The following is a 12843-nucleotide window of genomic DNA, read 5'->3' on the forward strand; positions in this document are numbered from 1 at the left end:
GCCATGCCCAGCACCAATCTACGGAACCTGTTTTTCGGCGCCGCCTTTCTGGCGGCCACCGGGGGCGCCACCGCAGAAAGCCAGGCGGACCAAGCCGCGCACGTGGCCTCCCCCGAGTATTACAGCGTGCTCAAAGAGAACGAGCATGTTTTAGTGCTGAAGATGGTACTGCAGCCTGGTGAATCAGACGCCATGCACCGCCATCACAATGAAACGGTCTACTTCCAGAAAGGCGGCCAACTCACCATCACCAAGCCGGGCGGAGAATCATTTCAGGCGAACGTGCCTGATGGACACGTGATGTGGCACGAGAGCTGGACCCATCAGGTCACTAACAGCGGCAAGAGCGAGGTGGTTGCAATCATTGTTGAGGACAAACCATGAGCAATCGGAGCCGCTTATGGCTCGATCGCTCGATGTGCTCCTCATGATCCATAGCCTTCACCGGGTTCATCCGGAGCAACGCTAGTGCGAATTCAACGTTTTTAGTCAGGAGGAAAGCACCATGACTGAAACACATCAAGTACATTGCGACTGCGGCACCGTGGAAGTCACCATGACCGGTGAACCAAAAGTCCACGCTTTCTGCCACTGTGAAGATTGCCGAGACCTGCTTCAGGTCCCCTATCACTCAGTGCTGGCCTGGGAAGCAGAGCAGGTTTCGGTGACAAAGGGCGAGCCGAGTGTGAAAACATTCCAGCACCCTTCCAAACGCATGAAACGCGTGTTCTGTGCTGACTGTGGCGAGGTGCTTTACAACACCAACGCCATGGGCTGGAAGCTGGTTTCACAGATCCTGGTGCTCAAGACCAACGGATACACACTTCCGGAGTCTTATCAGCCCAACGGGCATTTCTTCTATGACCGTAGAATCGTCGACATTGATGATGCGCTGCCCAAGCGATAGCGCCTGGTAGGTTAGAGGGACTAAGCGACGCTGAGCGGGGATTTGTGAGCGATGGCTGGCCAGTTATCTCGCGCAGCGTTCTGTTTGGGGGTTCGAACAACGGTCTACAGGCGTGACAATACCGCTGCGATAATCAGGCCAATACCCAAGCCTCCGATAATTGAGCCAACAAATGCCAAAGCTGAGGTCGGCAAAAAAACAAAACCAACGCCAAGCCCGAGCAATACGCCGCCACCTATAGCCCAGCTTGTTTTATCACTTGGTCTGTTTTTCTCGTCCATAATCCAGACCCTCACATTCGACGAATCTCAAAGTCGATCGCACTAAATCTCCCGCCTGGCCCCAGAAATTATAGTCCTTATTCTCACCGCAAGTGTCCGTGGCCGAAGAACTCAGAGCCCCAGACAGCTCAATGTGGCAGTCCCTCGAACTCTGGCACTCCCGCTGACGCCTCTTCCCAGGCGGCTTTACTGGATAAAAAGATATGCGCCGTTGGCGACAAAGAGATCTCCGTGTCCAGGCCCCCTGCTGGAACAACGAGCAAACCGGCTATCTGAGTGTCGGGCAATGCTGAACCACACAGCTTACAAAAGCTCTTGTTATGACGAGTGCCAGGAAGCGTAAAGGAGGTTACAGCATCGGCACCGGCCAACCAGGTTAATTCAGCGGACTGTGAAAACAGGTTTGCCGCGTGAGCCGATCCAGTATCTTTTTGACAGTGCCGGCAGTGACAGAGGTAGAAGCTCTCGAAGTCGCCCTCTATCTCATATTTCACGGTGCCACACAGGCAAGAGCCAGAATGCGTCGTCATCTTAATCCCTTACTGAGCAGTTAGATGGCAACATCACTGCGCACACGAGTGGCGCGACGTGCCAAATTCCAGGCCGGTTTAAAGCCATTTCCTGGTTTCCGCAATTATAGTCCGCATTCTCGCCGCAAGTGCCCGGTGCCGTGGAACACACAGATACAGCGTTTCACTCACCGGGTTAGCAAGACGATGAGCTCTGATGTGCTCACGCTTCTCAAAGGCTTCAACGGCGTGGGCAGGCAGAACGGTAAATCCCAACCCCATACTTGCCGGTTCCAGAATCAAACCAATCTGGTTTGAGAAGCCTTTCTTCGGAAACAGGTTGCTGTGCTGAAACTCGGGGTAATTGGCACCAAGAAGCAGACTGGCGTGATGACTGCCATCGGGATGGTCGATAAAGCCGAGGTTCATCAGCGTGTCCCAATCCGGTTCCTTCACGGTGGCCGGTGTTACCAACAGCAGCGATTCCTGGGCGACGGGCGTGCAACTTACGTCGGCCAGCGTCGATCTCGACGTCATGAATCCGAGGTCAACAGCAGACCCGGCAATGGCAGTTTCCACATCGGGGTTCGGCGCAAACCGGTAATCGATAACCAGCTTCGGGTGTTTGCTCTGAAGAGCCAACAGGTGTGGATAGAGCTTCAGCCCGACACTGCCCGGCGACATGATTCGCACACTGCCTTCAAAAGGCGGGTCCTCTCCCACTGTCTGCTCAAGATTCGACAACGCGAAAAGGATGCTCTGCGCCTCGGTGTACAGCCTCTCTCCTGCACCGGATAGAGAAAACTGCTTGCCCTGCCTCACCAGCAATTCGGCACCCAGTTGCTCCTCGAGTTTACGCACATGCTGACTCACGCCCGACTGTGTCATGTGAAGGCGTTCAGCCGTACGGGTGAAATGACCAACTTCCACCAGTGTGCAAAAGGTGCGCAACCAGGTCGTATTTATCATTACACTACATAATCTTTACGAGAATAAATGATAATTTTAAATGATCAATCAGCAAATGTAACCTGCTCTCAGTCTCAACAGAGGAGGACAGGACATGAACAACGCTTACCCAAGAAATTTCTCACACATCGGCATATCCGTGCCCGACCTTGAGCAAGCCGTAAAGTTTTACACAGAGGTGATGGGTTGGTACCTGATTATGGAACCAACCGAGATCGAAGAGGACGACAGCGCCATCGGAGAGATGTGCACTGATGTATTCGGCGCAGGCTGGGGCAGCTTCCGTATCGCTCACCTGTCAACAGGCGATCGAATCGGCGTGGAGCTTTTTCAGTTCAAGAACCAGACCAACCCGGAAGACAATTTCGAGTACTGGAAAACCGGGGTGTTTCACTTCTGTGTGCAAGACCCGAACGTAGAGGAACTGGCTGAGAGGATTGTGGCTGCGGGCGGTAAAAAGCGCATGGAGAAACCCCGCTACTATTACCCTGGCGAAAAGCCCTACCGCATGATTTACATGGAAGACCCCTTTGGCAACATCCTGGAAATCTACAGCCACAGCTATGAGTTGATTTACAGTGCGGGGGCCTACCAATAAGCACCCAGGTGTTTTAGGGAGACTTTCCGCAGCGGAAAGTCTCCTTGATTCAACACTAGCCAGCATGCGCGGCTACAGGGTCTACTGCTCTCCGACCCATTTCCCATCAACATTAATGATCTTGCACGGGTATTCAGCTTCATGTCTTTTGTTGTTTCTTTGGCAATCTTTCAAAGAGTTCTCTATCGCGTACCTGACTGAGGTTCTGTTTGATTTCCAGGACCAGGCACCCACATCAGATTGCGCAAAAGCTTTGTGTTCGGTTGCATGAACATACCCTTCTCGGTAAGACTTTAAGGCTTGATTTGTCATGAGCGAGTTCTCTCCAACAGCCTTTTGGTCGAAAGAGGATTCGACGATTTCGCCTGTACTTGTTGCTGTAGAAATGGGTTGCTCATGGGTTGCACATCCAACCAGCAAAGCACTGACTACAATGAAGATTCCTGATCTCAAATCTGACTCCTTGATTTATGGCATGGTTCACTATCACCGGTGACAAAACCGGCGCGAAGCAGAGGTTCTGGTCTCCGGTGCATAGTCTGTTTATTCACTCTCACGGATAGCACAAACATCCTCGATATCCACTGGGCGTGAGAGCGCGGTCTTATAATGGACCAAGTCCTCTTTCAACATAAGGGGAAGTTCAATGCCAAGCAAAGACACCGTCGCATATCGAGAGAAATCTATGCTAAGCGGAACCCAGGTTTGCCTGTTTGCATCAAAAATTCGCGGACCATCAGAACTGCCCACCTCCACTTTGACACCTTCATACTTGAACTGGACGTAGGTCAGATCCCAGCCTTCCTCCCGACGGTGAGCGGCAGCTTTGGATACAAATTTCTGGCCAGCCTCAACCACTGACCAAAAGCATTCACCGGGCACGAAAAGATCGATGTCATTCAGATCGCGCTCAGAGCCATATCCCTTCGCTGCGAGCCCGCCACAGATCAGAAAGGGAATATTCCTATCCCTCAGTAACCCCACAATCCACTGGACAGCTAGATGATGCACGCCTTCTCCTTATAGCACCTATGGTAACCGGAGCCGGGACGCAGCGGAGGGAACCCAAAGTGGCAGGCTTTTGGCGTGCGGTTGACCGCTTGGTTAACGGCTATTGGCACCGGCCCACACATACTTATTAAATATTGCCGGTGCTAAGACTGTTACGACCACAGCCGCAATCAACCCAAATGTACCGGACCAATCCTCGGCGAAATCCAGAAAGTGGCAGAGCCACGCACCAGGGTTGCCATAACAATACTGCGGCGCAGACTTTGTCGCTGGGACGGCAAAAGGGAAATATCAGCAGTGCTCCGATCAGAGTTTGAATCCCGTAGCTCGTACAACCACTGAAAAACGCGAAGCGCTTTGGAGAGCAAAGCCCCTTCCATCTGGCAAAGAAATAACCCCACAAGACGGGTAACCAGAACACAGCGGCTAACCCTATGCCTATCGCTAACGAAATGCCGAAGATCTTAATTTCCACTCTAAACTTCCATATCTGAGACTAAAGCCGATAACGCCTGGCTTTCCGGCGTGCCGGAGCGCCAGCGCAGGCGCGTCCGACAACAGCCATTGGTTAAGCTGCCTCGAAGTCCAGGGGATGGATTCCATCCAGGTTGACCGTTTTGCGGGCCACCCACAGATCGTACATATCCTGCATCGCCAACCAGCTTTCAGGTGTACGCCCGAGAACCTTGGATAGCCGCAGAGACATTTCCGGACTTATGCCGCTATCTCCTTTGAGCAGACGAGACAACGTGGAAGGTGAGACCCCCAGGCTAGACGCAAGCTGACGGGAACTGATGCCAAAAGGCTCCAGGTACACCTCCCGAATGAATTCACCAGGATGCGGCGGATTATGCATAGTCATTAGTGATAATCCTCATAATCAAGAATGTAGGCGTTGCCGTCCTGAAACTCGAACGTCATGCGCCAATTTCCGTTAACACGAATCGACCACCGCCCTTTATCTCTACCCTTCAATGGATGAAGCCGGAAACCCGGTATATCCATATCTTCCACCAAAGTGGCCGTATCCAGAGCAGCCAGCTGCATTCGCAGCTTCTTGGCGTGGTCAGGCTGTATGCCAGACGTGTTGCCAGTTGAGTAGAACCGTTTCAGTCCTTTGTGACGGAATGATTTAATCATGAGGAAAAGATAGCATGTTGCGCATCACGCAACAATAAAGCTTAACGCCCGCAGCACGCGAGGCTTTGGAATGGAGGCTAAGCCGCAATGGAAAAGACGTCGCCGTACCTGCGATTGTTAAGTTCTTTTGACTGCACCCTCTAACTCCGCAGCATGCTTTTGGATAACATCGAATACCTGAGCGCTCACGTCCTTTTTATCTTGAAAACGCTTAACCTCAGATTTGACTGTCTCGTAATCAAAACTGAAGGTCGAGCTACTAACCCCATGGACTTTTAGGGTTATGTGAAAATGGTTGTCGTCCCAGGAAACGTCGACTTCTGGAAAATTCGTAAAAGTAAAATTGTTGACCCTGAGATCGTGAAGCAATGCAGACGCAACAAACCCGCCTACTTCACAGCTACTGAACCCTGAACTCGTAAAATATGTTCCCATGTTGCCTCTCCTTATCGGGTAAATGGTAGAACTTCACGCTGATGGTAACCGGCGCCGTAGCGCAGCGGAGGGAACCAAAAGCGGTACGCTTTTGGCGTCCGGTTGACCGATTGGTTAGAGCCTGATGATCTCAACGTCATTGCTGCCACCGCCCTCGACAACACACATGCGAGCCATGCTTTGAACATCTTCCAGTGACTCGTCCGAGTGGCTGGTCGTGGTGATATGATGCTCTTCAATACGATCAGGATCCGTCGCAAACAGGTCCATTGCCGACTCCCACTGCTCACAATGGGCTCCCCATGCGCAAAACAATTCTATGCGCCGGTTGAATAGTTCTTCCAACAGTGGCTCATACTGATCAGAGTATCGTCTGTTGGTCGCTAGAATAACCTTTCTGGGCTTCATGGTTTATCAGCTCTAACGCCAATATTCAGCGGCCTTTGCGTAGCGGAGCGGAGAAAAGGCCGTCCGGTGGAGGCCCGCCAGAGCCGTAACGAACTAGAATGAATGGTTAGGAATCTTGGAAAATCTCAGCTATTGGCCCCAATGCCTTCGCTTGCGGCACAAGCAGGACAGTAATAACGGGATCCATTCCAAATTGTCCAAATTTGTGAATTCGGTGCCTGGCTTGCTTCCCTTGAGCAATCACAACAGCTGGCGGTTGGTACTAGCGCTGCGAGCTTTTCAGCAGATATGTGGCGCGCACTCATTTTTGACCTCCCTGATACTCAGATAAGAGCTTTTTACCTTTCTCTGTAATCACATAACCATTTCCAGTTGTTGTTACAGCTTTGTTTTTGTCTTTGCGTGTCACAAGTCTATTGTCTGTTAAAAAATAGCGGGTCTTCGATGCAATGTCCCGATCACCGATCTTGGCGAGATTAGTGGAATCAATAGCCATGACCGCTCCTGCATCTAGAAGCCCCAGCACTTCAGCTTGCACTTTGGTTAATTTTTGGCTTTTCTTGTCGACCATATAGATTCCATCAGGCTTCCTAACGCCAATATTCAGCGGCGGCCTTTGCGCAGCGAAGCGGAGAAAAGGCCGTCCGGTGGAGGCCCTTCAGGGCCGGAACAAACTGGAATGACTGGTTATATTTTCATGGTGTCGGCATTCTCCCGCACTGGAAACAAACTCCGCGCAAAATGTGCCTGTAGACACCCATTCCCTTGTTGTGGCACCTGGTGCAGTATCCGTGGATATTTTTGTTGTGCATCAGGGACGTTTCTCGGTACTCGGCTTCATTTGCCCTTTGCTCTTCCAAACGCTTCAAGTCACGGCGCGCTCGGAGGACATTGATCAAACGCATGATTCGGCGAGCCCTGTCCGAGCTTTTGTCACCAATGAAAGCGTAAGCCTGAACCAACTGCTTCAATCGAGACTTTCTTGGTTCGTCCATGACAAGATCCTCTTCTTGACTCAAAAAATATAACGCTTGCAGCATGCGTGCCTGCGAAATGGAGCCGAAGGCGCAATGTAGTGGGCGTCGCCGTGCCTCCACTGGTTAGAAAATGTCAGACCTTTCGGCAGGTACAGTTGCTTCCTACCATGCCACAGTCAGCACAAACATGGAGCGCAGGTTTCTCAATGCTACTTATACCCTTGATCTGTCGGAGAATTTTTCGGATCAGCTCAATTTCGTCCTGCTCCAGATCTAGCGACTCACGCTGGGTCCATAAATCAAACAAGTCGTTTTCCGATAAGGACCTGTAGTGAGATTCACGCTCCGACAGGTACATGGATCGGGAGTGCTGGAACTCAACCTCGTACTGCAGTGCTTTTTCCCTCAGCCGCGCTTCTTGTTCCTGTCGCTCAATTACCGGATTAATGTACTGACCATCACCACCTCGACATAAAAAACATATTCCATTCTGAACATGCTTGAAGTGCGGCAAGTACCCTGTCCCTCCACAACGAGGACAAGGCCTTCGACGACGATTATGTAATAGATACTCACCGCGGTAGATTAAGCCAACTACAAAACCCACTCCGAGGAACAATTCTATTAGCGCGTACAATCCCTATACCCCTAGTAGACTTGCAATAAAGATCTTTTCTAACGCTGAAATAAGCGGCGGCCCGACAGGGTCGTCCGGTGGAGGCCGCAGGCCGGAACGAACTTAATTGACTGGTTAACTGGCGCTACCACCATAGTAAGACCTTAGCACCCGATGACGATGCGTGAAGATGAAGCGGTAAACAGGTGCCAGAACATATGCCAGCATCGGCAACCTACACTGGAATTCGACAGTATCTGTGATCTGGGGCAACGCCTCATTTATCTTGATGTCTCGACGATGGTGCCACACCTTATTGGTTATAGAGCTCGACGACTCCGCAAAACCCCGTTGGCGATCAATGGAGTTAAAAAAGAACGTGTGCCGATCGATGGGTAAGATGCCGAAAAGGAGTATCCAGCTTGAGAAGAGCACCTTGCCCGTAGGCCATTCAAAGATCGGCTTACTTGACCATTCTGACGGTGCCGTCATTCGGATGAGAGGACTCAATTCCCTATTCACACCCTTCATGGTGAGAAGCCCATCGACATCTTCGGGACTGATTTTCAGATTGCTCGATACTTCAAATTTCACTGATGTCTTCCATGACAGTTAACAGCTAATTATACGAACGCGTTCGTATATCACCCATTCGTAAAACTCCATTCAAAAACGCTCAACAAGATATGAGTTTGTTGAATAAAAACACGCTCTTAACCACCACTTACCACGGCTACCGCCGGAGTTATACGCCCTTGTTTAAGCCACTCCTGCTCCTACCGTGGGCGTATAACTCCACCCATCCTTTTCCAACTTTTTAACCCTATCAGATAGTTACCGACATTTCTCACGCGGTTTCTGGAGTTTTGCGAACGCGTTCGTATAACTCCGGCACTCTGGGTCGTGGCACTACCCTCCCAGCCACATACCTGAGATACTCATCTATACCCACCAAACAGGATGTACCGGCCGTTTCCATCCGCCGGAGAGTGGGCAAAGTTGCTCCCTGGTTTACAGGCGGGGCAACGTGGAACAAAAACGACAGGAGGTCATTCCCATGAAACGCATTGCTGTCTGCTTTGATGGCACCTGGAACCGCCCGGAGGAAATTCTGGGTGAGGACTATCCCACCAACGTTCTGCAATTTGCCCGCGCCATCCGGCCTACCGACGGTAACGGGGTGGAGCAGGTGGTGTTTTACGACTGGGGCATTGGCTCCTACCACGATTCACTTCGGGCCGGTGCCACCGGGTACGGGCTGGAGAAGAACGTCATGGACGGCTATCGGTTTCTGGTGCACAACTACGAGCCGGGCGACGAAATTTTCCTGTTCGGGTTCAGTCGCGGTGCCTACACGGCCCGCAGCCTGTGCGGGATGATCAATAACTGCAGCATTGTGCGAAAGGAACATGGCAGCCGGATCGAGGAGGCCTTCAAGCTCTACAAAACCAAGAAGCACAAAGCCAATGGCGACCACTCCATGGCCTGGAAGGCGAAGTATTCGCTGGAGCAGCGCACGCCGATCCGGTTTGTCGGGGTGTGGGATACCGTGGGCGCACTGGGCCTGCCCTTCACGTTCTTCGGTCTGATCAAGGATCAGGACCTGTTCTACGATCGCAAGATCGGTAGCAACATTCGCGTCGCCCGCCACGCGCTCTCGCTGGACGAGCAGCGGGAGGATTTCGAGCCCACGCTCTGGGAGCCGCGAGACGGCACGGATCTGGAGCAGGTGTGGTTTGCTGGCGTGCACTCGGACGTCGGCGGTGGTTATGGGCCAGACAAGCAGGGTCGCACCCTGGCCGATATTCCCCTGCTGTGGCTGAAGGCGGAAGCTCAAAAGCAGTCCCTGGTGTTCAACGATTCCCTGCCCTCCGTAACCCACACCAACGCAAAACAGCACAACGAATACAAGGGCAAGTACAAGCTGCTGGGCAAGCTGGTGCGCACGATACCGCCACCTGACAATAACCGCACCTGGGTCCATCCGAGCGTGAAAGAACGCTACGCCAGTGGTTACCGCAGCGAGCCGATCGAACAATTCGAGAAGACCCACGGCCAATGGCCACCGCTCTGGCCGGGCTAAGCCCGCGCGCGTTCAGCCTGGTTTTTGATAGACTCCACCGCCCAAAGAGTAACCCTGTAATCGCAGGGCGGTTTTAACCAACAGGAGTGTGTCAGTTGTGATGAGCTGGATTTTTCTGGGCGTTGCCATCGTTGCGGAAGTGATTGCCACCACCGGCCTGAAAGCCAGTGAAGGCTTCACCAAACTCTGGCCCAGCCTGTTGGTGATTATCGGCTATACGATTGCCTTTTACTTCCTGTCGCTGACCCTGAAGGAAATTCCCGTAGGCGTGGCCTATGCCATCTGGGCGGGGATGGGCGTTGTGCTGGTAGCACTTATCGGCTGGCTGATTTACGGGCAGGCTCTGGATGCCGCCACTGTGATTGGTATGGCGCTGATCATCACCGGTGTTGCGGTGATCAATCTGTTTTCCAAGTCGGTCGCTCACTAGCCTGCCGGTAAATCAGGAGCCTTCCAATGCACCTTCCATTCTGGCTGACCACCGCCCTGCTCTTTCCGGTACTGCTCTACCAGGGCAAGCAGGCGCGCCGCACAACGCCCAGGTTGCCGGAAGCCGGCGGGTCTCCGTGCGGTCAATATGGTGAAGGCAATCCCGCCAGGCGAATCCTGGTGATTGGCGAATCCACCGCAGCCGGCGTGGGTGTTAGAACCCACGATCAGGGGCTGGCCAGCCAGTTGGCGAAGCAGATTCACGAGCGCACCGGCAAGTCCATTGCCTGGCATACCTTCGGCGTTAACGGTATTCGGCTTGGGGCGCTGCTGAGGGAGCTGGAAACCGCTGAATTGCCAGAGGCGGATGTGGTGCTGTTGAGCATGGGCGTGAACGACACCACTGGCTTCACACCCCGGTTTCGTTTCCGCCAGCAACTGCGGGAATTGCGTCAATTGCTGGCACCACAGTATTCAGTACCCATTCTGCTTTTGAGCGTGCCGCCGATGCATCTGTTCACGGCACTGCCTTCTCCGCTTCGGCACATAATGGGGTGGAGAGCCCGGCAGCTGGATAACCTCTATATCAGTCTGGCGCGTCAGTTTCCTGAAGACTTCCGTTACCTGAACTACCCGGTGGTTACCGATCCTGAGCTTCTGGCCAGGGATGGCTATCACCCCGGCCACAAGGGCTACCGCTATATTGCCGAGGCACTGGCAGACAGGGTCAGCCTCACCAATCAGGGAGGCTAACCCCTCCTTCCCGCCTCAGGGCGCCAGCTTGCGCTTCAGCGCCTTGGAAACCGACAGCGGCAGGCTGGGCAGTGAGCGCAGCATCCAGGGCAATATCCGGCGCTTCACCCCGCTCAGGGATTCCGGGATCACGGCTTCGATCAGGTGTGGGCCCGGCATTCTCTGGGCGTATTCCAGGGCCTTTGCCATTTCCTCGGCGGTGTGCACCCGCACGCCGTGAACGCCCATGCCGTTGGCCATTTCCGCGAAGTTGATCACCGGGCCGCGCAGGTCCAGCTGGGACTTGGCCTTCTCTCCGGCGTCTTCCGCTCCTACCCGCTCCAGCTCGATGTTGAGCACGGAGTAGGAAGCGTTGTTGAAGATAATGGAGGTTACATTCAGCTGCTCCCGGGCCATGGTCCACAGGGCCTGGATGGTGTACATGGCAGTACCATCGCCGATCAGGGCAATGACTGGCCGATCCGGACAGGCCACGGCGGCACCCACGGCATTGGGCAGGCCCTGGCCGATGGCGCCGCCAGTAAGGGTAAGCATGTCGTGCCGGGGCGCTCCGGCGGTCATCACCGAGAGCATCAGGCTGGAGGTAATGCCCTCGTCCACAATGATCGCGTTCTCCGGCATCAGCTCACCCACCGCTTTGCAGACTTTCTCAGCAGTGAGCTTGCCCCGGGGGCGGCCTGGGCGTTTCGCGGGCTGAAGCTTCGGCTGCGCCTGGCTGGCGCCAACGGCGTCATTGAGTTTGTTGAGGCTGGCGAGGATGTCCTGGTCCGGGGCGGCCAGGGTGTGTACCTGGCAGGTGTCCGGCACCAGATAGCTCTTCTTGCCGGGATAGGCGAAGAAGGAAACCGGCGCTTTTGAATCCACCAGGATCAGTTGCTCGATGTCGGTAAGCTGAACCGTGGCCAGCTCGGCCAGGTAGGCGATTCGCTCGATGTAAGGCAGCCCGGCACCCCGCTCCATGCGGGTGGGGAAGGTTTCCGCCAGCAGGGTGACGCCGCTGTGGGCAGCCAGTTTGGCAGCCGCCAGCATACTGGGTTCGCGCAGGGAATGGCCGCCCATCAGCAAGGCAGTTTTCTTGCCGGAGCGGATCGCCTTGGCAATGGCTTCCACCGTGGCATCGTCTGCCGGCTCCGGTTCTGGCGGTGCCATGGGCGCGCTGGGCACACCACCCTCACCCCAGGACACATCCGCAGGCAGTATTAATGTGGCGACTTGCCCCGGGGCCGTGCGGGCAGCGGCAATGGCTTCGGCGGCATCCTGGCACAGGGTTTCGGTACTCGTGGCAGTGCGCACAAACCCGGGCGAAACGTTACGGGCCACGGTCTCGATATCCGACTGCAGCTGGGCATCGTATTTCACGTGGTAGGTGGCGTGGTCGCCAACAATGTTCAGCACCGGCACCTTGCCCTTGCGGGCGTTGTGCAGGTTGGCCAGGCCGTTGCCCAGCCCGCAACCCAGGTGCAACAGGGTGGCGGCGGGCTTGTCGGCCATGCGGGCGTAGCCATCCGCAGCGCCGGTGGCAACACCCTCGAACAGGGCAAGCACCGCCCGCATTTTGGGCTCGTCGTCCAGGGCGGCCACAAAATGCATTTCACTGGTGCCGGGGTTGCTGAAGCAAACCTCAACGCCGGCATCCACCAGGGTTTTCATCAGGGCTTGAGCGCCGTTTGTCATTGTTGTTCTCCAAGCTTTCCGGGTTCAGGGTTTCGGTTGAATGATTTGCCCAC

17 protein-coding genes are annotated in these 12843 nt (G+C 54.2%); 6 read left to right on the forward strand and 11 right to left on the reverse strand.

The genetic code is table 11. The features are described 5' to 3' along the window. Positions 1 to 3: 3 nt before the first annotated feature. The gene (locus GJU83_RS12380; protein ID WP_069183932.1) at positions 4 to 384 is read left to right on the forward strand and encodes a cupin domain-containing protein; all 381 of its coding nucleotides are present in this window, start codon (positions 4 to 6) and stop codon (positions 382 to 384) included. A gap of 121 nt (positions 385 to 505) precedes the next feature. Continuing rightward, the gene (locus tag GJU83_RS12385) at positions 506 to 907 is read left to right on the forward strand and encodes a GFA family protein (RefSeq protein ID WP_069183933.1); all 402 of its coding nucleotides are present in this window, start codon (positions 506 to 508) and stop codon (positions 905 to 907) included. Positions 908 to 1011: 104 nt separating this feature from the next. Here the strand turns inward: GJU83_RS12385 and GJU83_RS18965 are convergent, their stop codons facing one another. The 3 genes from GJU83_RS18965 to GJU83_RS12395 all read right to left on the reverse strand — a co-directional run bounded on the left by GJU83_RS18965 (position 1012) and on the right by GJU83_RS12395 (position 2666). Next, positions 1012 to 1188 (reverse strand): hypothetical protein, encoded by a 177-nt coding sequence (locus GJU83_RS18965; RefSeq protein ID WP_167352707.1) that lies wholly within the window; start codon positions 1186 to 1188, stop codon positions 1012 to 1014. 128 nt (positions 1189 to 1316) lie between these two features. Beyond that, positions 1317 to 1718, reverse strand: coding sequence for a GFA family protein (locus GJU83_RS12390; RefSeq protein WP_083231831.1), 402 nt, complete (start codon positions 1716 to 1718; stop codon positions 1317 to 1319). A gap of 78 nt (positions 1719 to 1796) precedes the next feature. Further along, on the reverse strand, positions 1797 to 2666 hold the full coding sequence (locus GJU83_RS12395; protein WP_069183934.1) for a LysR family transcriptional regulator: 870 nt from the start codon (positions 2664 to 2666) through the stop codon (positions 1797 to 1799). Positions 2667 to 2760: 94 nt separating this feature from the next. Here GJU83_RS12395 and GJU83_RS12400 point away from each other — a divergent pair, with 94 nt between their 5' ends. Next, on the forward strand, positions 2761 to 3264 hold the full coding sequence (locus GJU83_RS12400; protein ID WP_069183935.1) for a lactoylglutathione lyase family protein: 504 nt from the start codon (positions 2761 to 2763) through the stop codon (positions 3262 to 3264). A gap of 543 nt (positions 3265 to 3807) precedes the next feature. On the opposite strand, the gene GJU83_RS12405 is transcribed toward GJU83_RS12400, so the two are convergent. The 7 genes from GJU83_RS12405 to GJU83_RS12435 form a co-directional block, all read right to left on the reverse strand. Then, the gene (locus tag GJU83_RS12405; protein WP_069183936.1) at positions 3808 to 4275 is read right to left on the reverse strand and encodes a hypothetical protein; all 468 of its coding nucleotides are present in this window, start codon (positions 4273 to 4275) and stop codon (positions 3808 to 3810) included. Positions 4276 to 4843: 568 nt separating this feature from the next. Next, positions 4844 to 5137: a HigA family addiction module antitoxin gene (locus GJU83_RS12410; RefSeq protein WP_153634483.1), complete on the reverse strand. Its 294-nt coding sequence runs from the start codon at positions 5135 to 5137 to the stop codon at positions 4844 to 4846. After that, a complete protein-coding gene (locus GJU83_RS12415; RefSeq protein WP_069183937.1) occupies positions 5137 to 5415 on the reverse strand; it encodes a type II toxin-antitoxin system RelE/ParE family toxin in 279 nt (92 codons plus the stop codon). The genes GJU83_RS12410 and GJU83_RS12415 overlap by 1 nt, the downstream gene beginning before the upstream one ends. 117 nt (positions 5416 to 5532) lie before the next feature. Further along, positions 5533 to 5850 (reverse strand): hypothetical protein, encoded by a 318-nt coding sequence (locus tag GJU83_RS12420; RefSeq protein ID WP_069183938.1) that lies wholly within the window; start codon positions 5848 to 5850, stop codon positions 5533 to 5535. 114 nt (positions 5851 to 5964) lie between these two features. Then, complete coding sequence (locus GJU83_RS19235; RefSeq protein ID WP_420492531.1) at positions 5965 to 6258, reverse strand: DUF7684 family protein; 294 nt, start codon at positions 6256 to 6258, stop codon at positions 5965 to 5967. A 301-nt stretch (positions 6259 to 6559) separates the two neighbouring features. After that, the gene (locus GJU83_RS12430; RefSeq protein ID WP_069183939.1) at positions 6560 to 6829 is read right to left on the reverse strand and encodes a hypothetical protein; all 270 of its coding nucleotides are present in this window, start codon (positions 6827 to 6829) and stop codon (positions 6560 to 6562) included. A gap of 1157 nt (positions 6830 to 7986) precedes the next feature. Beyond that, positions 7987 to 8445: an Rv1443c family protein gene (locus GJU83_RS12435; RefSeq protein ID WP_069184269.1), complete on the reverse strand. Its 459-nt coding sequence runs from the start codon at positions 8443 to 8445 to the stop codon at positions 7987 to 7989. A 463-nt stretch (positions 8446 to 8908) separates the two neighbouring features. Here GJU83_RS12435 and GJU83_RS12440 point away from each other — a divergent pair, with 463 nt between their 5' ends. The 3 genes from GJU83_RS12440 to GJU83_RS12450 all read left to right on the forward strand — a co-directional run bounded on the left by GJU83_RS12440 (position 8909) and on the right by GJU83_RS12450 (position 11116). Continuing rightward, complete coding sequence (locus GJU83_RS12440; RefSeq protein ID WP_069184268.1) at positions 8909 to 9934, forward strand: T6SS phospholipase effector Tle1-like catalytic domain-containing protein; 1026 nt, start codon at positions 8909 to 8911, stop codon at positions 9932 to 9934. A 97-nt stretch (positions 9935 to 10031) separates the two neighbouring features. Continuing rightward, positions 10032 to 10364 carry an SMR family transporter gene (locus GJU83_RS12445; protein WP_083231841.1) on the forward strand — a complete coding sequence of 111 codons (333 nt, stop codon included), beginning with the start codon at positions 10032 to 10034 and terminating at the stop codon, positions 10362 to 10364. A 26-nt stretch (positions 10365 to 10390) separates the two neighbouring features. Then, positions 10391 to 11116 carry an SGNH/GDSL hydrolase family protein gene (locus GJU83_RS12450; protein ID WP_069184266.1) on the forward strand — a complete coding sequence of 242 codons (726 nt, stop codon included), beginning with the start codon at positions 10391 to 10393 and terminating at the stop codon, positions 11114 to 11116. 15 nt (positions 11117 to 11131) lie between these two features. On the opposite strand, the gene GJU83_RS12455 is transcribed toward GJU83_RS12450, so the two are convergent. After that, positions 11132 to 12790 carry an acetolactate synthase large subunit gene (locus GJU83_RS12455; RefSeq protein WP_069184265.1) on the reverse strand — a complete coding sequence of 553 codons (1659 nt, stop codon included), beginning with the start codon at positions 12788 to 12790 and terminating at the stop codon, positions 11132 to 11134. Between the last annotated feature and the right edge of the window lie 53 nt (positions 12791 to 12843).

It is taken from the genome of Marinobacter salsuginis (assembly GCF_009617755.1).
Classification (GTDB): domain Bacteria; phylum Pseudomonadota; class Gammaproteobacteria; order Pseudomonadales; family Oleiphilaceae; genus Marinobacter; species Marinobacter salsuginis.